At 54.1% G+C, this 19,720-nt stretch carries 20 protein-coding genes and 1 pseudogene; 15 read left to right on the top strand and 6 right to left on the bottom strand.

Going from position 1 to position 19,720, the window contains the following annotated elements; genetic code table 11:
• Nucleotides 1-3: 3 nt before the first annotated feature.
• Nucleotides 4-1,200, bottom strand: a complete 1,197-nt coding sequence (kbl, locus tag APT89_RS07520; RefSeq protein WP_041911657.1) for a glycine C-acetyltransferase — start codon at nucleotides 1,198-1,200, stop codon at nucleotides 4-6.
• A 215-nt stretch (nucleotides 1,201-1,415) separates the two neighbouring features.
• Between kbl and rfaD the strand changes: the two genes are divergently transcribed.
• The 6 genes and pseudogenes from rfaD (at nucleotide 1,416) to APT89_RS07490 (ending at nucleotide 7,604) form a co-directional block, all read left to right on the top strand.
• Nucleotides 1,416-2,348 (top strand): ADP-glyceromanno-heptose 6-epimerase, encoded by a 933-nt coding sequence (gene rfaD / locus APT89_RS07515; RefSeq protein ID WP_041911658.1) that lies wholly within the window; start codon nucleotides 1,416-1,418, stop codon nucleotides 2,346-2,348.
• A gap of 2 nt (nucleotides 2,349-2,350) precedes the next feature.
• Nucleotides 2,351-3,397 carry an ADP-heptose--LPS heptosyltransferase RfaF gene (gene rfaF / locus APT89_RS07510; RefSeq protein ID WP_048958489.1) on the top strand — a complete coding sequence of 349 codons (1,047 nt, stop codon included), beginning with the start codon at nucleotides 2,351-2,353 and terminating at the stop codon, nucleotides 3,395-3,397.
• A gap of 3 nt (nucleotides 3,398-3,400) precedes the next feature.
• Complete coding sequence (rfaC, locus tag APT89_RS07505) at nucleotides 3,401-4,384, top strand: lipopolysaccharide heptosyltransferase RfaC (RefSeq protein ID WP_060572001.1); 984 nt, start codon at nucleotides 3,401-3,403, stop codon at nucleotides 4,382-4,384.
• Between the two features lie 3 nt (nucleotides 4,385-4,387).
• Nucleotides 4,388-5,488 (top strand): glycosyltransferase family 9 protein, encoded by a 1,101-nt coding sequence (locus APT89_RS07500; RefSeq protein ID WP_059353786.1) that lies wholly within the window; start codon nucleotides 4,388-4,390, stop codon nucleotides 5,486-5,488.
• Between the two features lie 5 nt (nucleotides 5,489-5,493).
• Nucleotides 5,494-6,402: a glycosyltransferase family 2 protein gene (locus APT89_RS07495; RefSeq protein WP_060572000.1), complete on the top strand. Its 909-nt coding sequence runs from the start codon at nucleotides 5,494-5,496 to the stop codon at nucleotides 6,400-6,402.
• Nucleotides 6,390-7,604, top strand: a pseudogene (locus APT89_RS07490) (O-antigen ligase family protein). Before APT89_RS07495 ends, APT89_RS07490 begins: the two are co-directional and overlap by 13 nt.
• 24 nt (nucleotides 7,605-7,628) lie before the next feature.
• Here APT89_RS07490 and APT89_RS07485 read toward each other — a convergent pair.
• Entirely contained in the window at nucleotides 7,629-8,585 is a 957-nt protein-coding gene (locus APT89_RS07485; protein WP_047363309.1) for a polysaccharide deacetylase family protein, read from the bottom strand.
• A gap of 150 nt (nucleotides 8,586-8,735) precedes the next feature.
• Between APT89_RS07485 and rfaQ the strand changes: the two genes are divergently transcribed.
• The 7 genes from rfaQ to coaD all read left to right on the top strand — a co-directional run bounded on the left by rfaQ (nucleotide 8,736) and on the right by coaD (nucleotide 15,628).
• Entirely contained in the window at nucleotides 8,736-9,806 is a 1,071-nt protein-coding gene (gene rfaQ, locus APT89_RS07480) for a putative lipopolysaccharide heptosyltransferase III (RefSeq protein WP_045260064.1), read from the top strand.
• A complete protein-coding gene (locus APT89_RS07475) occupies nucleotides 9,803-10,930 on the top strand; it encodes a glycosyltransferase family 4 protein (protein WP_047363307.1) in 1,128 nt (375 codons plus the stop codon). The genes rfaQ and APT89_RS07475 overlap by 4 nt, the downstream gene beginning before the upstream one ends.
• Nucleotides 10,931-10,932: 2 nt before the next feature.
• On the top strand, nucleotides 10,933-12,033 hold the full coding sequence (locus APT89_RS07470; RefSeq protein ID WP_060571999.1) for a glycosyltransferase: 1,101 nt from the start codon (nucleotides 10,933-10,935) through the stop codon (nucleotides 12,031-12,033).
• Nucleotides 12,034-12,044: 11 nt separating this feature from the next.
• Nucleotides 12,045-13,034, top strand: a complete 990-nt coding sequence (locus APT89_RS07465) for a glycosyltransferase (protein ID WP_060571998.1) — start codon at nucleotides 12,045-12,047, stop codon at nucleotides 13,032-13,034.
• A gap of 66 nt (nucleotides 13,035-13,100) precedes the next feature.
• Nucleotides 13,101-14,375, top strand: coding sequence for a lipid IV(A) 3-deoxy-D-manno-octulosonic acid transferase (gene waaA, locus APT89_RS07460; RefSeq protein WP_028015020.1), 1,275 nt, complete (start codon nucleotides 13,101-13,103; stop codon nucleotides 14,373-14,375).
• Nucleotides 14,375-15,145 (top strand): glycosyltransferase family 2 protein, encoded by a 771-nt coding sequence (locus APT89_RS07455; RefSeq protein WP_060571997.1) that lies wholly within the window; start codon nucleotides 14,375-14,377, stop codon nucleotides 15,143-15,145. The genes waaA and APT89_RS07455 overlap by 1 nt, the downstream gene beginning before the upstream one ends.
• 3 nt (nucleotides 15,146-15,148) lie before the next feature.
• Complete coding sequence (gene coaD, locus APT89_RS07450) at nucleotides 15,149-15,628, top strand: pantetheine-phosphate adenylyltransferase (protein ID WP_045260067.1); 480 nt, start codon at nucleotides 15,149-15,151, stop codon at nucleotides 15,626-15,628.
• A gap of 2 nt (nucleotides 15,629-15,630) precedes the next feature.
• On the opposite strand, the gene mutM is transcribed toward coaD, so the two are convergent.
• From mutM to radC, 4 genes are all read right to left on the bottom strand, one after another.
• Nucleotides 15,631-16,440 (bottom strand): bifunctional DNA-formamidopyrimidine glycosylase/DNA-(apurinic or apyrimidinic site) lyase, encoded by an 810-nt coding sequence (gene mutM / locus APT89_RS07445; protein ID WP_028015018.1) that lies wholly within the window; start codon nucleotides 16,438-16,440, stop codon nucleotides 15,631-15,633.
• Nucleotides 16,441-16,512: 72 nt separating this feature from the next.
• The gene (gene rpmG / locus APT89_RS07440; protein ID WP_003024094.1) at nucleotides 16,513-16,680 is read right to left on the bottom strand and encodes a 50S ribosomal protein L33; all 168 of its coding nucleotides are present in this window, start codon (nucleotides 16,678-16,680) and stop codon (nucleotides 16,513-16,515) included.
• Nucleotides 16,681-16,702: 22 nt separating this feature from the next.
• Nucleotides 16,703-16,939 carry a 50S ribosomal protein L28 gene (rpmB, locus tag APT89_RS07435; RefSeq protein ID WP_002436699.1) on the bottom strand — a complete coding sequence of 79 codons (237 nt, stop codon included), beginning with the start codon at nucleotides 16,937-16,939 and terminating at the stop codon, nucleotides 16,703-16,705.
• 218 nt (nucleotides 16,940-17,157) lie between these two features.
• Nucleotides 17,158-17,823 carry a RadC family protein gene (gene radC / locus APT89_RS07430; protein WP_059353792.1) on the bottom strand — a complete coding sequence of 222 codons (666 nt, stop codon included), beginning with the start codon at nucleotides 17,821-17,823 and terminating at the stop codon, nucleotides 17,158-17,160.
• 174 nt (nucleotides 17,824-17,997) lie between these two features.
• On the opposite strand from radC, the gene coaBC reads away from it, so the two are divergent.
• Both coaBC and dut read left to right on the top strand, forming a co-directional pair.
• Nucleotides 17,998-19,209: a bifunctional phosphopantothenoylcysteine decarboxylase/phosphopantothenate--cysteine ligase CoaBC gene (gene coaBC, locus APT89_RS07425; protein WP_028015016.1), complete on the top strand. Its 1,212-nt coding sequence runs from the start codon at nucleotides 17,998-18,000 to the stop codon at nucleotides 19,207-19,209.
• Complete coding sequence (gene dut / locus APT89_RS07420; RefSeq protein ID WP_060571996.1) at nucleotides 19,187-19,645, top strand: dUTP diphosphatase; 459 nt, start codon at nucleotides 19,187-19,189, stop codon at nucleotides 19,643-19,645. The genes coaBC and dut overlap by 23 nt, the downstream gene beginning before the upstream one ends.
• Nucleotides 19,646-19,720: the final 75 nt, after the last annotated feature.

Below are 19,720 nucleotides of genomic sequence, written 5' to 3'. Positions count from 1 at the left end.
TCCTCAGGCAATTACGCCCAGCTGTTTGCCGATGCGGGTAAAGGCTTCCACCGCACGTTCAATTTGTTCAGGCGAGTGCGCCGCAGACATCTGGGTGCGGATACGCGCCTGACCTTTTGGTACCACCGGGAAGAAGAACCCGGTGACGTAAATCCCTTCTTTCTGCAGCTCACGGGCAAACTGCTGCGCCACAACTGCGTCGCCCAGCATCACCGGAATGATCGCGTGGTCAGCGCCGGCCAGGGTAAACCCTGCAGCGCTCATTTTTTCACGGAACAGACGGGCGTTTGCCCACAGTCGGTCGCGCAGCTCGGCGCCGGACTCCATCATCTCCAGCACTTTGATGGAGGCGGCCACAATGGCCGGCGCCAGGGAGTTGGAGAACAGATACGGACGGGAGCGCTGACGCAGCCACTCAACCACCTCTTTGCGCGCAGCGGTATAGCCGCCGGACGCGCCGCCGAGCGCCTTGCCCAGCGTACCGGTGATGATGTCCACGCGTCCCATGACGTCACAGTATTCATGGGAGCCGCGGCCGTTTTCGCCGACAAAACCGACCGCGTGGGAGTCATCGACCATCACCAGCGCGTCGTATTTATCCGCCAGGTCGCACACGCCTTTCAGGTTGGCGATCACGCCGTCCATGGAGAATACCCCGTCGGTCGCGATCAGTACGTGGCGGGCGCCCGCTTCGCGTGCCTCTTTGAGCCGCGCTTCCAGCTCAACCATGTCATTGTTGGCGTAGCGGAAACGCTTCGCTTTACACAGGCGGACACCGTCGATGATGGAGGCGTGGTTCAGGGCGTCGGAGATAATCGCATCTTCTGCGCCGAGCAGGGTTTCAAACAGACCGCCGTTGGCATCGAAGCAGGAGGAGTACAGAATCGCGTCTTCCATTCCGAGGAAGTTTGCCAGCTTTTGCTCAAGCTGCTTGTGGCTATCCTGGGTGCCGCAGATGAAGCGCACGGAGGCCATGCCGAAGCCGTGGGTGTCCATGCCGTTTTTCGCGGCGGCAATCAGCTCAGGGTGATTCGCAAGACCTAAGTAGTTGTTCGCGCAAAAGTTGATCACATGGCTGCCGTCGGCAACGGTGATATCCGCCTGCTGGGCAGACGTGATAATACGCTCTTCTTTGAACAACCCTTCCGCACGTGCGGTGTCGAGGTCGCTGTTTAACTGTTTGTAAAAATCACCACGCATTGCAATTCTCCAGACTCGGCAAATTTTGGCACATATTACCCAAACCTATAGTTCATGACGAGATGACGCCGTATCTCTTCTCGTTTTTGCAGCATAAATCACGTGTACCCCTGCTGCATATCGGTGAATGGCTGAAGACCGGGCATTGTGATGATATGATATGAATATTAGCGTCCGGGATTGTCCCCGGGCTCAACACTTCAAAGGTTACAGTTATGATCATCGTTACCGGCGGCGCGGGCTTTATCGGCAGCAACATTATCAAGGCCCTCAATGATAAGGGCATCACCGACATTCTGGTGGTGGACAACCTGAAAGACGGCACCAAGTTCGTTAACCTGGTGGATCTGAACATCGCTGACTACATGGATAAAGAAGACTTCCTTATCCAGATTATGGCGGGTGAAGAGTTCGGCGAGATCGAGGCCATCTTCCACGAAGGGGCGTGCTCTTCCACCACCGAGTGGGACGGCAAGTACATGATGGATAACAACTATCAGTACTCTAAAGAGATCCTGCACTACTGCCTGGAGCGTGAAATTCCGTTCCTGTACGCCTCTTCCGCGGCAACCTACGGTGGGCGCACTTCAGATTTCATCGAATCCCGCGAATACGAGCAGCCGCTGAACGTCTACGGCTACTCCAAGTTCCTGTTTGACGAGTACGTGCGTCAGATCCTGCCGGAAGCGAACTCGCAGATTGTCGGCTTCCGCTACTTCAACGTTTACGGGCCGCGCGAAGGCCATAAAGGCAGCATGGCGAGCGTGGCGTTCCACCTGAACACCCAGCTGAATAACGGTGAAAGTCCAAAACTGTTCGAAGGCAGCGACGGCTTCAAGCGTGACTTCGTCTACGTAGGCGACGTGGCGGCCGTTAACCTGTGGTTCCTGGAAAACGGCGTCTCCGGCATTTTCAACCTGGGCACGGGCCGCGCGGAATCCTTCCAGGCGGTGGCAGACGCGACGCTGGCATATCATAAGAAAGGCAGCATCGAGTACATTCCGTTCCCGGACAAGCTGAAGGGCCGTTACCAGGCGTTCACGCAGGCCGACCTGACCAACCTGCGCGCAGCGGGTTATGACAAGCCGTTCAAGACCGTTGCCGAAGGCGTAACGGAATATATGGCCTGGCTGAACCGCGACGCATAAGTATGAAGATTCTGGTGATCGGCCCGTCATGGGTGGGCGACATGATGATGTCGCAAAGTCTCTATCGCACGCTCAAGGCGCGTTATCCCCAGGCGATAATCGACGTGATGGCACCCGCATGGTGCCGTCCGCTGTTATCGCGTATGCCGGAAGTAAACGAGGCGATCCCGATGCCGCTCGGCCACGGGGCGCTGGAAATCGGCGAACGCCGCAAGCTCGGTCATAGCCTGCGCGAGAAGCGCTATGACCGTGCGTACGTGCTGCCAAACTCCTTTAAATCCGCCCTCGTACCTTTCTTTGCGGGCATTCCGCACCGTACCGGCTGGCGCGGCGAAATGCGCTACGGTCTGCTGAACGACGCGCGGGTGCTGGATAAAGCGGCCTGGCCGCTGATGGTGGAGCGCTACGTGGCGCTGGCCTACGACAAAGGGGTGATGCGCAGCGCGAAAGACCTGCCGCAGCCGCTGCTGTGGCCGCAGCTTCAGGTGCACGACGGCGAGAAGTCTCAGACCTGCAGCGCGTTTGGTCTTTCGTCTGAACGCCCGTTGATTGGCTTCTGCCCCGGCGCAGAATTTGGCCCGGCAAAACGCTGGCCGCACTACCACTACGCCGAACTGGCGAAACAGCTGATCGACGAAGGCTACCAGATTGTGCTGTTTGGCTCGGCGAAGGATCACGAGGCGGGCAACGAAATTCTCGCCACACTCAGTAATGAACAGCAGGCCTGGTGCCGTAACCTGGCTGGAGAAACGCAGCTTGAGCAGGCCGTTATCCTGATTGCCGCCTGTAAGGCCGTGGTCAGCAATGACTCTGGCCTGATGCACGTCGCCGCCGCGCTGGACCGTCCGCTGGTCGCGCTGTATGGCCCAAGCAGCCCGGACTTCACGCCGCCGCTGTCGCACAAAGCGCGCGTAATCCGTTTGATCACCGGCTACCACAAGGTACGCAAAGGCGATGCCGCTGAAGGTTACCATCAGAGCCTGATCGACATTACCCCAGAGCGCGTTCTCGAAGAGCTCAACGAACTGCTGTTGAGCGAAGAAGGATAACGGATGCGGGTATTGATCGTTAAAACCTCCTCAATGGGCGATGTGCTGCATACGCTACCGTCGCTGACGGACGCCATGCGGGCCATTCCCGGCATCCGTTTTGACTGGGTGGTAGAAGAAGGCTTCGCGCAGATCCCCACCTGGCATGAAGCGGTTGACCGCGTGATCCCGGTCGCGATTCGCCGCTGGCGCAAAGCGTGGTTCTCCGCGCCGATTAAAGCCGAGCGTAAAGCCTTCCGTGAAACGGTGCAGGCGCAGCGTTACGACGCGATTATCGACGCGCAGGGGCTGGTGAAAAGCGCGGCGCTGGTCACGCGTCTGGCACATGGCGTAAAGCACGGTATGGACTGGCACACCGCCCGCGAACCGCTGGCGAGCCTGTTCTATAACCGACGCCACCACATCGCAAAACAGCAGCACGCCGTCGAACGCACCCGCGAGCTGTTTGCGAAAAGCCTCGGCTATGCGAAACCGGAAACCCAGGGCGACTATGCCATTGCACAGCACTTTTTGCGCAATACAGATCCCTGTGCTCAGCCTTATCTTGTCTTCCTGCATGCCACAACGCGCGACGATAAGCACTGGCCGGAAACGCACTGGCGAAGGCTGATTGAACTAATGCAACCCTCCGGTATCCATATTAAACTCCCGTGGGGCGCTGAGCATGAGCGACAGCGTGCGGCGCGTCTGGCAGCAGGCTTTTCCCACGTCGAGGTGTTACCCAAACTCACGCTGGCGCAGGTTGCCGCAGAGCTGGCAGGCGCTAACGCCGTTGTTTCCGTGGATACGGGTTTAAGCCATTTAACCGCGGCGCTGGATCGCCCAAATATCACCCTTTTTGGCCCGACCGATCCCGGCCTGATCGGGGGCTATGGCAAAAACCAGCATCAGATGGTCAGCCCGACTCAGCAAACGAAGGATATCAGCGCAGATGCGATTTTTTCATTTTTACAGGGCAGCCGTTGGCTTTCCAACAGGGATATTTAACCCATGAGTTACGTATTTCTGCTGATTTTACTCTTTCCGGTGAAGCTTATCCGGAAGCTGTTGCGCAAAGAGACAGGGAAAAACCTGGTCATTCAGACAGCCAAAATCGGTGATTTTGTTAATGCAACGCCTCTTCTGGCCTGGCTGCAAAAAAGCGACGTACTCATCAGCCGCAGCGTGGGTGCGCTGGCGAAGCACGACGAGACGGTCGAAGAGATTTATTTTATTGAGCAGCATAAGCGTAACCTGTGGCGTAAGCTCTGTTTCGCCTGCAGGATCATGAACCGCTATGACAACGTCTACCTTCTGCAGCCTAACAGCGTGAATCTTTTTTTCGCCTCCGTTTGTAACGCCAAAAACAAGCAATTTTTAAGCACTTACACGCGCAGGTGGTATCACGGGATTTTCTATTCAACGGCCGATGGTACGGTTGACCACGGTAGAAAAACGTTAACAGTCACTGACTATCTTAAGCTGGCCGACCGCGCTCTGACCTGGCAAGACTCTCCAAAGCACGCCACAAAGCCACTGTTTAAACCCGCGACTTATCCGGCGATCCTTGATAAACCCGGCGCGGTCCGCATTGGCATCAGTATCGCCGCCGGGAATAAAGCCAAAACCGTTCCGCCTGTCATCTGGAAGCAAATTGCCGATCGTCTCGCCGACCTGCCCTGCGAGTTTTATGTCTTTGGCGCCCCAAATGAACAGTCCTGGATGGATGACATCACCCGCGCTTACGGTGAACTGCCCAACTTTATTAATCTGATTGGCAAGATCTCGCTTGAAGAGCTTCCATGGGCAATTTCTAAAATGGATTGTTATATCGCCTCCGACTCGGGGAATGTCTACATCGCCGATGCGGTTGGCGTGCCGGTCGTCTTACTGTTCGGTCCGTGCTGTCACTACGAGCAGCGCCCGCTTGGCAACGTGATGCTGATTGGCAACGATGATAATATTTGCTCGTATGTTTTTGAAACTCGTTATTATTTCCCGCAAGGCCGGGAAGAACTCTTCGCGGTAACAGATGAATCGCTGGACGAACTCAAACATTTCATTTGCGGGCTACCAACAGCAAAATCTGCCTTTGATGCTCAGGGGAACTAATTACTATGGCTTTTCTCAGCATCATTATTGCCGCATATAATGCCGAAAACACGCTTCACGCCACGCTGGAAAGTCTGCAAAACGCGATTGAGAATGCAGGCGATGATGTAGAAGTTATTATCATTAATGACAGTTCCAACGATTCCACGCAGGATATTATTGAGGCGTGGTTGCCAAAGCTTCCGCATGCGCAATGCCAATACGTTGAGTACCGTAACGTAGGGCATGTTCGAAACAGCGCAGTCTCGCTGGCGTCAGGCGATTACATCACGATGCTTGATAGCGACGATCTGTTAAAGCCGGGTAGCATCCGGGATGCCGTCGCCTTCCTGAAAGCAGAGCGTCCTGATATGTTGCTGACGCGCCTGCTGGAAATACGTGATATGCGGAAAATCACCTCCGCCTGGCAGGGATTCACGCCCGTCTCATTATCGCAAAATGATGCAATAAAGCGTTTCCTGCAGCACAAAGATTTTCAGGCGCATCTGATCGGGCAATTCATCCACCGCAAGCTGTATGCAAGCAACCCGATCCCGTCTATGGTCTGCTATGAAGATTTCGCGGTATTTCCCGGCATGTTGATGCAATCGCACAAAATATTCTATCAGCGCCAGGGACACTACTATTACATCAAACGCAGCGACAGTTTGTCGAGCCGTCTTGACGCCAGCAAAATCGCCACGCTGATTGAATGTACACTACAGATGGAAAATACATTCCCGCAATCATTTAAGCAGCTTATTAATTGCCACTGGTTTGATATTTACAGTAATCACCGACAATATCTGACCGACCTGCAGCTCAAACAGGTTAAGGCGCGGGTAAACGCACTTTATTCTTTCTCTTTTTTCTTCTCCAGAGATGTACGTTTCAGCTACAAAAAAAGGGTCATTGAGGCATTATGGAAAAAGTAAAACTGCGGCTCTATCAGCTGACGCTGATTTTGAGCCTCATTTCGTTTGCACTGGCGCTGCTGAGCTCAGGTAAACAACGCGAATTTTTCTATATTGCGGTTTATGCCAGCATTATCGGCTTAGCTTGCGAATATAAAAAAATCACCCTGCGCCCCTTTTCAATCGCGCTCCCCATATTGCTGATTGGGCTACTCAATCTTGTCTGGTATATGGTGTACGAATATCATAGCGAAGGTTTAAACGCTTACAGCGATTATCTGGGTGCCAGTAAGAAACTGATATTAGCGAGCATTCTCGTTTTTTATCTTGATCGGTTTAAAACTTACGTCGATAAAAGCGCTTTCCAGAAGTACTTCCTGTACGCGGCAGGTACAGGGTTTGTCCTCGCCACGGGATATGGCTTATGGCAGGCCTGCCAGGGAATGGGGCGTATCGAGATGGCCATAAATCGTGCGACCGTGTCAGCCTATGTATACTCTGTACTGTCGCTGGCGCTGATATACAGTCTTTATCTTCAGAAAAACAGAAAATTGTATGTTGTAGCGGGTCTCACCGTATTAATTTCCTGGTTCGTTATTCTTTTGACAGGGACGCGTGCTGCCATGGGGCTGTATTTGCTTATGGCGATTGTGCTGACCCTTTACCATTTCAGAAGAATTCACCTTAAATCAATGCTGATTTTCTTATGTGTTGTGGCGGGCATTATTATCGTTAGCTACAAACCGTTGATCTCGCCTAAGATAGATCAAACGCAGAGGGAATTTGCAATCTACCAACAAGGCATCGACGCCACGTCACTCGGGGCGCGTTTTTCCATGTGGACAGTGGGTCTTCAGAACGGTCTGGCCCACCCACTGGGACAGTCAATCGAAGATCGCGAGGTATGGTAACAGCATTATGTTCAAGAGGGGCACCCGCACCTCGTATCCGCACTCGAGTATATCAGGATACATCTGCACAATGAATTTATCGAAAAATACTCTCTGCAGGGGCTTCCGGGTCTGGCGATATTACTCTTTTTCTTCGTTTCGATGATCGCTTACGCGCTTAAAAACCGAAATGGCCTGCTGCTGACAACGATGCTTCTCTTATTACTCTATGGCCTGACGGACGTCATTTTATTGAGCTCAGAAGCCCTAATATTCTTTGTTACTCTGTTTGCATTGAGTACTCCCTTCTCGCAAACCAGACAACATCACTAAGAGATAATGCCCGCCAGCCGGGCATTATTTTTTCTTGTATTGATAAAACTCCGCCAGCGTCATCCCCACCGTCTTATCGGATAGCCAGCTAAAAAGCGCTTCTAAATCCTGATATAACCCTTCAATCGCCGCCTCATCTTTAAAGGTCGGACTTCCGCCGGGCATAAATTCTGACGAATGAAGCATAAACTCCACATAGTCATTTCCCTGCGACAGGCATTGCTGCGCGACCTGAATCATCTGCGACGCATTGCCACCGGTCGGTCGTAGCCAGTTCACGGAAGGCGAGCGATATTTACCGCGAAGCCGATCGTATCCCTGTTTGATCGTGTTCAACCAGGCCGGATGTTTATACTGAATGCTCATCGGCACTTCGAGTAAGGGGCTATTTCCCGCCCGGGAAATAGTATCTAAATCCATAAAATAGGCGTGGTCGGGGAAATGCTGATAATCCGTTCCACCATTGCCCTGCGGAGCACCTTTCGCATTGCGCCAGTTCACGCGTGGCGTCACGGAGCAATCAACCTGGTAGCCCAGTTCAACGAGCAATTTTGCATAGCGGCTATCAAATGCCCAACGCCCGGCGCGGTGGCTCAGCATTTTGGTCTGGAATGTCTCTTCCAGCAGACGGGTCATGAACAGCACTTTCTCACGCATCACCTCGTCTGAAAATTCAATCAGATACGGTTGCCAGCGCCAGTCATCTCCCGTGAGATCGTGCTCAGGTGGGCTATTCCATGCGTGAAGGTGCATTCCCACCTCCCCCTGACCGCGAGCGATCGCGTCCCTGGCGAATTCAATGAAAACGGGCTCGATTGCCATCTCATAGTTTGTCAGCCATACGGGCTTAAAACCAAAACGCTCACAAAGGGCCTGGAACCGGGCCAGATAGCGCGCATTTTCCGTTTTAATGACGCGGTGATTCTGCCAGAGATTATCGCCCTCAGTATCAATCGTGATGATAAACGCTGGTTTTTTCATAATGAGTCCGCATGACAGGGAAGTTAGCGCTATGTTACGCACTCACCAAAGCCTGAGTAAAGCCTCCCTGGGAAATTCCTGAGATTATGGAGAAAGAGTGCAAGTCGCTACCAGGTCTATTAGAATTGCCAACAGTACAACGCCGATAAGATGATGATGAATAACTTACCTGACACGCCTGATTTGCGCATTCTACTGATCAAACTCCGCCATCATGGCGATATGTTATTGACCACCCCCGTCATTGATTCATTACGTCAAAAATGGCCACAAGCGCAAATTGACGTGCTGTTGTATGAAGAAACGCGCGATATGCTCGCCGCGCATCCGACGATTGGCACTATTTATGGAATCGATCGTAAATGGAAGCAACTGGGCACGCTAAAGCACCTTCAAAAGGAGTGGCAGTTACTCTGCGCGTTACGAAAGCAACATTATCATCTGGTGATAAATCTTGCCGATCAGTGGCGTAGCGCTATCGTCACCCGTTTCACCGGTGCGCCGGTTCGCCTCGGATTCGCCTTTAACAAACGCAACAATCCATTCTGGCGTTTCTGTCATAGCGATTTAGTCTCTGTTGCAAATCACAAATCCCTGCACACTGTCGAACAAAATCTCTCCATTCTGTCACCATTACAGGTCGCGCCTGAGCCAGCTGTTACCATGGCCTACAGTGCAGAAGACTGGCACCACGCCCACCAGCAGCTGGTGCAAAAAGGAGTGGGGGATAACTACATCGTCATTCAGCCGACATCACGCTGGTTCTTCAAATGCTGGGATGAAAGCAAAATGGCGCAAACCATCACCGCGCTGCAGCAGGATGGGCATACCGTTGTACTCACGGCCGGGCCGGATAAAAAAGAGCTGGCGATGATAGATCGCATACTCGCCGCCTCACCGAAAACGGGGGTCGTCTCGCTGGCGGGACAGCTAACGTTGCGCCAGCTGGCCTCACTCATCGACCACGCGTGTCTTTTTATTGGCGTTGACTCCGTTCCGATGCATATGGCCGCCGCGCTGCAGACGCCCTGCGTGGCGCTGTTTGGCCCTTCCAAACTGACGTTTTGGTCTCCATGGCAAGTCAACGGTGAAGTCATCTGGGCTGGCGACTACGGTCCCCTTCCCGATCCCGACGCTATTGATACCAAAACGAAAGAACGCTATCTCGACGCCATTCCTGTTGATGCTGTCGTCTCCGCTGCAAGGAGATATTTGTCATGAAACACCATCGTCTGGCGATTGTTCGCCAAAAGTATCGCCCTGATGGCGGAGCGGAGCGCTTCGTTTCACGTGCGCTCACCGCGCTGAGCAATCAGAATCTTGAACTCAACGTCATTACGCGTGAATGGCAGGGCGAGAGACAGGACGACTGGCATATCCATATTTGCGACCCGCGCAAATGGGGCCGAATTAGCCGCGAACGCGGGTTTGCCCATGCTGCCCGCGCGCTGTGGCAGCAACAGCAGTTTGATATTGTGCAAAGCCACGAGCGGATTCCGGGCTGTGATATCTACCGCGCTGGCGATGGCGTTCATCGCCGCTGGCTGCTACAGCGTGCGCGCATCCTGCCCGCCTGGCGCGCGAAAATGCTGCTGGTCGACCGCTATCACCGCTACGTGATGCACGCCGAGCGTGAAATGTACCAGGCGCCAGAGCTGAAAGCGGTTATCTGTAATGCGGAGATGATCAAACGCGAAATCGTCGAAGACTTTGATATTGACGCAAAAAAGATACATGTGATTTATAATTCAATTGATTCCAGCCGCTTCGTTCCAGCCCAGGAAGCACAGCGTGCCGCGCTGCGTCAGCAATTTGGTTTGCCAGCCGATGCCGTGGTGTTCTGTTTTGTAGGATCGGGATTTGAACGAAAAGGATTGGCCAGCGCCATACGCGCTATCGCAGGAACTTCAGCCTGGCTGATTGTGGTTGGACAGGATAAAGCAGAACATCGTTATCGTGACCTCGCCCGTTCATTGGGCTGCGAAGGGCAAATCCGTTTCCTGGGGATGCAGAAAGAAACGCTGCCTTTTTATCAGCTATCCGATGGTTTACTGTTGCCAACGCTGTATGATCCCTTTCCAAACGTCATTCTTGAAGCGATGGCCTGTGGCTTGCCCGTCATTACTTCAGAGAGTTGCGGAGGCGCTGAATTTATTCAGCAAGGCCAGAACGGATTTTATTGTGACGCCCTGGATATCAACACATTGAAGGAGGCAATTGCAGCCACTCCTTCTCTGGGAAAAAATAACACGATGGGGCAAGCGGCACGTGAACGGGTAAAAGACGCCACCCCCGAAAAACTGTCAAGTCAGCTTATTTCGCTTTATCAAAAATTACTGGATTAAAAATGCGCATCCTAATGATTATTGATGGTTTACCCGGTGGGGGAGCTGAAAAAACAGTTCTTACACTTTCCAGCGGATTAACGGAAATGGGGCATCAGGTCTCCCTTTTCTCTCTGCGGAAAGTGTGTGATTACGCCATCCCGGAAGGCATTGATTATCAGGTGGTTCAGGATACCTGCAAAAAACCGTGGCGCAAGTTGACGGAGATCCCACGCCGAGCCCGCCTGCTGGATCAGGCAATTGAGCGGGCTGAGCGCAGCGGAAAATTTGACGTTGTGTTCTCTCATCTGCACAAAACTGACCGCATTGTGGCGCACTGCCGCGCGCTGGAGCGTGAAAAAGTCTGGTTCTGCGTGCATGGCATGTTCTCTTTCTCCTATCTTCGCCATCGCAGCGGGCTTTCGCGCTGGTTTAAGCATCTTAAAATTCGTCATACCTACGAAAACCGAAACGTTGTCGCCGTCTCAGGCGCCGTGCTGAAAGACCTTTCCGAGACCCTGGCTCTGAAACTCCGGCGTAAAGCGGTTATCCACAATCCTTTTGATATCCCTGAAATTCAGCGTCTGGCGGATGCCCCCTTCGAGATGCAAGGGAAGGATTACATCATCCATGTCGGCCGCTTCCATGAACACAAACGCCACGACCGTCTTTTACGCGCGTTCGCACAGAGCCAGCTCGACACTACGCTTGTCATGATGGGCAATGGTTCCGAAGCCAAAATTCAAAAGCTCAAACAGCTTGCCCGCGACCTGGGTATTGAAGACAAGACGGTTTTCCGTCCCTTCGACTCCAATCCCTACCCCTGGATTAAAGGGGCACGCCTCTTAGTGTTAAGTTCTGACTGCGAAGGTTTTGGTAATGTGCTGGTGGAATCCATTATCTGCCAGACGCCACCGGTCAGTACCAATTGTCCGGGTGGTCCCGCAGAAATTCTCACCGGCGCCTTAGCGCGCGGGCTGGCAGAGCTAAATGACGCGTCACTGGCAAAAACCCTGGTAGATATTTATACCGCCCCGCCGGTCGTTGGCGATGCAACGATTTCGTCGTTCGGTATCAATGCCATTTGCCAGCAGTACATTGCTTTGGTCGACAATCAAAAATAATCAGGTTTCTTATGCAAAATTCAGCGCCATTGTTAAGCGTGGTGGTTGCCGTTTATAACGGCGAAGCTTTTCTGGATCAGTTCTTTACCTGCCTTGTGAATCAACGCATCGACAGCATGGAAGTCATTATTGTCAATGATGGCTCGACTGACCGCTCGATGCAGATCGTCGAAAGCTGGCGTGAAAAACTGCCGCAGATGCAGGTGATTGAACAGCAAAACCAGGGCGTTTCCATTGCGCGGAATACCGGCCTGGCCGTTGCAACCGGTCAGTATCTCTCTTTCCCGGATATTGATGACGTCTTCAAACCTGGCATGTACCAGCGTCTGCTGGATATGGCCGTCACGCAGGATCTGGATGTCGCCACCTGCAACGGCAACTACGTCTGGGAAAATGATAAGAAACCGTCTCGACCTATCTTCCCCGAGGATAAACTCGCCTCAACGGGCGTTATGACGGGCCCGGCATGGTTAAAGATGGCGCTGGATTCACGTAAGTTCCTGCACGTGACCTGGCTTAATATTTATCGCCACGATTTTATTCGTAAACACAGTTTCCATTTCGAACCCGGGCTGCGCCATCAGGATATCCCGTGGACCACCGAGGTGCTGCTTGCCGCAGAGCGCGTTCAGTACACCAGTGAACGCTTTTATGACTACTACATTCACTCTGCCTCGGTATCGCATACACCGGATAATGACGACACGCTGATCCGCTCCGCGCGCCACTACATGAAAATCCTGCAGATGCTTGATGCCATTAACCAGCGTTACCCGGATAAAGTGAAAAAGATCCCCGCCTGCCACTGGCAAATCGCCAAAGAGGGGCTGGGGATCATTCATACCTTCGACAACATGAAGGATGAGACAAAGAAAACAATGATTATCAAAGAGTTCTTCGACACCGGGATCTGGAAACTTATCTGGAAAAGTGCCAAAAGCCCGCGTTTGCGCTGGCGCCTGGGCCGACGCTACTTCCGTTTAAAACGGTATCTGGCATAAGAGATAGCTTTACCTGGCTTAAATGCTTAGAATTTGCCCGCCGAAACTAAAAAGACGGATAATCGCTTGGAATTGTTGTATACCGCCCTGCTCTATATCATTCAGCCACTGGTGTGGCTGAGACTGTTGCTTCGTAGCCGTAAAGCGCCTGCGTATCGTAAACGCTGGGCTGAACGCTATGGCTTTTGCCGCAATAAAGTCGCCCCGGACGGTATTTTGCTGCATTCCGTTTCTGTCGGTGAAACGCTGGCGGCGATCCCGCTGGTTCGCGCTCTGCGCCACCGCTACCCGTCTCTGCCGATTACCGTCACCACCATGACGCCAACCGGCTCAGAGCGCGCGTTATCCGCGTTTGGCAAAGACGTTCATCACGTCTACCTCCCTTACGATCTGCCCTGCGCTATGAATCGTTTCCTGAACACCGTTCGCCCGAAGCTGGTGATCGTGATGGAAACCGAGCTGTGGCCGAACATGATTTCCGCTCTGCACGCCCGTAAAATTCCGCTGGTGATTGCCAACGCGCGCCTGTCAGAGCGCTCGGCGAAAGGCTACGGCAAGCTGGGCAAATTTATGCGCCGCCTGTTGAGCAAAATCACGCTGATTGCCGCGCAGAACGAAGAAGACGCGGCGCGCTTTATCTCCCTGGGCCTGAAGCGCAACCAGCTTGCCGTGACCGGCAGCCTGAAATTCGATATTTCCGTTACCCCTGAACTGGCCGCCCGCGCCATCACGCTGCGCCGCCAGTGGGCTCCGCGTCGCCAGGTCTGGATAGCGACCAGTACTCATGAGGGCGAAGAGGCGATTATCCTGCAGGCGCACCGTAAGCTGCTGGAAACCTTCCCGGACCTACTGCTGATTCTGGTGCCTCGTCACCCCGAACGTTTTAAAGATGCCCGTGAAATGGTGCAGAAAGGCGGCTTCAGCTTCACCCTGCGCAGCAGCGGAGAGATCCCTTCCGGCAGTACCCAGGTGGTGATTGGCGATACGATGGGCGAACTGATGCTGCTCTACGGCATTGCTGACCTCGCCTTTGTTGGCGGCAGCCTGGTGGAGCGCGGAGGCCATAACCCGCTGGAGCCGGCAGCCCACGCCATTCCTGTGCTGATGGGTCCACACACGTTTAACTTCAAAGATATCTGCGCTAAATTGCAGCAGGCCGATGGTTTAATTACCGTGACCGATGCGGACTCGGTCGTCAAAGAAGTATCGACCCTTCTGACGGATGAAGATTACCGCCTGTGGTACGGTCGCCACGCCGTCGAAGTGCTGCACCAGAACCAGGGCGCACTCACCCGTCTGCTGCAGCTTCTGCAACCTTATCTGCCTCAGCGGAGCCACTAATGTCTACGCGTCTGTCGGTCGTCATGATCGCCAAAAACGCCGCCGACCTGCTTCCGGACTGCCTGGCCTCCGTCGCCTGGGCTGACGAAATTGTTATCCTCGACTCCGGAAGCACGGACAACACGGTGGACATCGCCCGGGCTGCGGGCGCAAAAGTCTTTACCGATACCGACTGGCAGGGCTACGGCATTCAGCGCCAGCGCGCGCAGGGTCACGCCACGGGCGATTATGTGCTGATGATCGACACCGACGAGCGCGTCACCCCGGAACTCCAGCAGGCCATTCAGGCGGTGCTTTCCTCACCCCAGCCTGGCGCTGTATACAGCATCGCGCGTCGCAACTACTTCCTTGGCCGCTTCATGCGCCACAGCGGCTGGTATCCGGATCGCGTAATGCGCCTCTACGAGCGCGGGTGCTTTCAGTACAACGACAATCTTGTCCATGAGTCACTGGCCTGCGACGGCGCACAGGTCATCCCCCTGACGGGTGATTTGCTGCATCTGACCTGCCGTGATTTCGCCAGCTTCCAGCAAAAGCAGCTCAACTATGCCACCGCATGGGCGCAGGAACGCCATCAGCGCGGCAAGAAGGCCTCGTTGACAGGAATCTTCACCCACACGCTGGGCGCGTTTCTGAAAACGCTGCTGCTGCGCGGCGGCGTGCTGGATGGTAAGCAGGGCTGGTTACTGGCGGTAGTGAATGCTCAGTATACTTTCAACAAATACACCGAGCTGTGGGCGCTCTGCCGCGGCTACTCAGAGAAAACGTGAGCCATGAGCACAAAAGCGATTTATCCGGGTACCTTCGATCCGATCACTAACGGTCATCTTGACATCATTACCCGTGCAGCGTGCATGTTCGACAAGGTGATCCTGGCGATTGCCGCCAGCCCCAGCAAAAAGCCGATGTTTGATCTCAACGAGCGCGTGCAACTTGCCACCGACGCCATTTCGCACCTGCCGAATGTTGAAGTTGTCGGGTTCAGCGATCTGATGGCGAACTTCGCCCGCGCCCAGCAGGCCAATATTCTGATTCGTGGCCTGCGCGCGGTGGCAGACTTCGAGTATGAGATGCAGCTGGCGCACATGAACCGCCACCTGATGCCGGAGCTGGAAAGCGTATTCCTGATGCCGTCAAAAGAGTGGTCGTTTATCTCGTCCACGCTGGTAAAAGAGGTGGCGCGCCATCACGGGGACGTTACCCATTTCCTGCCGGATAACGTCCACCTGGCGCTGATGGAAAAGCTAAAGTAGTTCTATTTCTGACACTGGCGGCAGTAGAACGTGGCGCGTTGGGCGTGCTTCGTGGCAATAATCGGCGTCCCGCATGCCCTGCATGGCTCGCCCTTACGGCCATACACCTGCAGCTCCTGGGCAAAATAGCCTGGTTTACCGTCGCTCTGCAGAAAATCCTTCAGGGTGGTCCCACCTTGCTCAATCGAGCGCAGCAGCACTGCTTTAATGACCCGAACCAGCAGCTCACACTCCTGCGCGGACAGCGACGAGGCCAGCCGATCGGGATGGATCCCGGCCGCGAACAGCGATTCACTGGCGTAAATATTCCCCACGCCGACCACCAGCTTATTATCCATCAGCCAGGGCTTGATCGGAGTCTTTTTCTTCGCGCACTTCTCTTTCAGGTAGTCCGCATTAAACGCGTCTGAAAGCGGCTCAGGGCCCAGATGCGCCAGCACGTTGTGTCCTTCCAGCTCCTTCGTCCACAGCCACGCGCCAAAGCGCCGCGGATCGGTGTAGCGGAGCACTTTGCCGTTGCTCATTACCAGGTCAACGTGATCGTGTTTTTCCGCAGGCAGTTCTTCGGTCAGGATGCGCAGGCTCCCGGACATCCCAAGATGGATAATGATCCAGCCGTCAGGCAGCTCCAGCAGCAGGTATTTCGCGCGGCGCTGCACGCTAAGGACGGGTTTGTCGCTTAACGCGTGGATCTCATCGGACACCGGCCAGCGCAGTCGTCCATTACGAACGACGGCATGAAGAATAGTCGCGCCGACCAGATGGGGCTCAATGCCGCGACGGCTGGTCTCTACCTCAGGTAATTCAGGCATGGTTCCTCCGTTGAGATGCAGAATGCAAAAAACCCCGCAGTTGCGGGGTTTTTCAATACAAGGAGGCTAAAATTATTTGATTTTAGCTTCTTTGTACAGTACGTGCTGGCGTACAACTGGATCGAATTTTTTCAGTTCCAGTTTTTCCGGCTTAGTACGTTTGTTCTTCGTGGTGGTGTAGAAGTGACCTGTACCAGCAGAAGAAACCAGCTTGATTTTCTCGCGAATACCTTTAGCCATGATTTATTTCCTCTTTAAGTACTTAGTACTTTTCGCCACGGGCACGCAGTTCAGACAGAACTGTATCGATGCCTTTCTTATCGATTACACGCATACCTTTAGCAGATACACGCAGGGTGACAAAACGCTTCTCGCTCTCAACCCAGAAACGGTGAGAGTGCAGGTTCGGCAGGAAACGGCGTTTAGTCGCGTTCAGTGCGTGGGAACGGTTGTTACCGGTCACCGGACGCTTGCCAGTAACTTGGCAGACTCGGGACATGTCTATTCTCCAAAAATCAAATTAGCTCGAGCTTCGTATGGGGTATCGGCGCCTCGTCAGGCTTTACAGCCCGGTCATCGCGTAGTTCTAAGTGAACTCTCGATTGCCAGGCCCAAATGCCAAACCCGAGATTCTCAAAGGTGGCGTAGTATACGCTGACTCGGCGGTGTGCTCAAGTCCCGAACAGACAAAGATCCCGATGGATCGCGAGAAATAGCCTAAATCCAGCCATGTTCTGCAAAAGAAATGTACTCTCCGCGGCCAATTATCAGATGGTCCAGAACACGAATGTCCATGAATTGACAGCATTTGATAATGCGTTCGGTGATTTCTTTGTCAGCTCTGCTCGGTTCTGCACAGCCAGAGGGGTGATTATGCGCGAGGATCACCCCCGCTGCATTCACTTTTATCGCTTCACGCACAATTTCACGCGGATGTACCTCAACGTGGCTCAGTGTACCCGAAAACAGGCGGCTGTGCTTCAGTACCCGGTTCCTGTTGTCGAGAAAGATCACCATAAAGATCTCCCGCTCCAGACCGGATAGCTGGCTTTGCAAAAATTCGCGGGTCATGTCAGGGGTAAGGATCGGATCTTGCTCCTCCATCTGTACGTTATAAAATCGCCGGGCAAGTTCAGCAATACCCCGTAACTGGGCATACTTCGCGACGCCAATGCCTTCTACGTGCGTAAACGCCTCCAGTTCGGCTGTCAGCAAACCATGTAGTGAACCAAAATGGTCTATCAGATTTTTCGCCAGCGTAAATACCGTTTTTCCCTTCGTACCTGTACGTAAAAAGAGCGCCAGCAGTTCCTCGTCTTTTAATAACGCGATGCCATGACGCAGCATTTTTTCGCGCGGTAGCAGCAGTTCAGTCTCTTCCATGCCTGGCCTCCTTCTGTTTGCCATTATGCTGCCACAGGCAAATCCGGGGCTCGACGCTGAGGTTTCGTTCTTGCGTAGCGCCTCGCAAAGTGCATAAAGGACTTCATCACCCCCCTATTTGGGATTGTGGTAAAATGCCCGCTCTCTGGTGAAACCCAACAGGAAAGAATCATGATGAGCCTGGCCGGTAAAAAAATCGTTCTTGGCGTGAGCGGCGGCATTGCTGCCTATAAAGCGCCTGAGCTGGTGCGTCGTCTGCGCGAGCGCGGGGCGGACGTGCGGGTCGCGATAACCGAAGGCGGTAAAGCCTTTATCACCCCTCTGAGCCTGCAGGCGGTTTCAGGATACCCGGTATCTGACAGCCTGCTCGATCCGGCCGCCGAAGCCGCGATGGGGCATATTGAGCTTGGGAAATGGGCCGATCTGGTGATTCTTGCCCCTGCCACGGCAGATTTAATTGCCCGCGTGGCGGCCGGTATGGCGAACGATCTGGTTTCGACCATTTGCCTCGCGACGCCTGCACCCGTCGCCGTTGTGCCCGCCATGAACCAGCAGATGTACCGCAATGCCGCCACCCAGCATAATCTGGAGACGCTGGCTTCGCGCGGCCTGCTTGTCTGGGGCCCGGACAGCGGCAGCCAGGCCTGCGGCGACGTTGGCCCGGGGCGTATGCTCGACCCGTTGACGATTGTGGATATGGCCGCCGCCCATTTTTCACCTGTCAACGACCTGCAACATCTCAACATCATGATTACCGCGGGCCCGACGCGCGAGCCGCTGGACCCGGTGCGTTACATCACCAACCACAGCTCCGGCAAAATGGGCTTTGCGATTGCTGCCGCAGCGGCAAAACGCGGTGCTAACGTCACGCTGGTCAGCGGCCCGGTCTCGTTACCTACGCCACCTTTTGTACAGCGTATTAATGTTACCACCGCGCTGGAGATGGAAGCCGCCGTGCAGGCTCATGCGCAACGCCAGCAGATTTTTATCGGCTGTGCGGCCGTGGCAGACTATCGCGCCGAGACCATCGCCGAGTCTAAAATCAAAAAGCAAGGCGATGAATTAACACTGAAAATGGTGAAAAACCCGGACATTGTTGCCGGTGTCGCCGCATTAAAAAGCCATCGTCCTTACGTTGTTGGATTTGCCGCAGAAACGAATAATGTGGAAGAATATGCCCGGCAAAAACGTACCCGCAAAAACCTCGATTTAATTTGCGCGAACGACGTATCGCTGGCCACGCAAGGATTTAATAGCGACAGCAACGCACTGCACCTTTTCTGGCAGGATGGAGATAAAATCTTACCGCTTGAGCGCAAGGAACTCCTGGGCCAACAATTACTGGACGAGATCGTTACCCGTTATGATGAAAAAAATCGACGTTAAGATTCTGGACCCGCGTGTTGGCGAGCAATTCCCGCTGCCAACCTATGCCACCTCCGGCTCTGCCGGACTTGACCTGCGCGCCTGTCTCGATGACGCCGTAGAACTGGCTCCCGGTGCCACTACCCTGCTCCCGACTGGCCTGGCGATCCACATTGCAGACCCGTCTCTGGCGGCAGTGATCCTGCCGCGCTCGGGTCTGGGCCATAAGCACGGCGTAGTGCTGGGTAACCTGGTCGGCCTGATCGACTCCGACTACCAGGGCCAGCTGATGGTGTCCGTCTGGAACCGTGGTCAGGACAGCTTCACCATTGAACCGGGCGAGCGTATCGCGCAGATGGTTTTTGTACCGGTGGTACAGGCAGAATTTAACCTGGTGGCAGATTTTGATGCCACCGACCGTGGCGAAGGCGGCTTCGGCCATTCCGGGCGCAAATAACCGCCCGACACACGTATCTCGCAGCGCCATAACGCAATAACAAACCGCAAACGTCAGTTTGCGGTCGCTGTGTGG

The sequence above is a fragment of the Enterobacter sp. 50588862 genome (assembly GCF_001462935.1).
Classification (GTDB): Bacteria; Pseudomonadota; Gammaproteobacteria; order Enterobacterales; family Enterobacteriaceae; genus Enterobacter; species Enterobacter bugandensis.
Note: the sequence above shows the minus strand (reverse complement) of the source record. Positions and strands in the feature narration are given on the sequence as shown.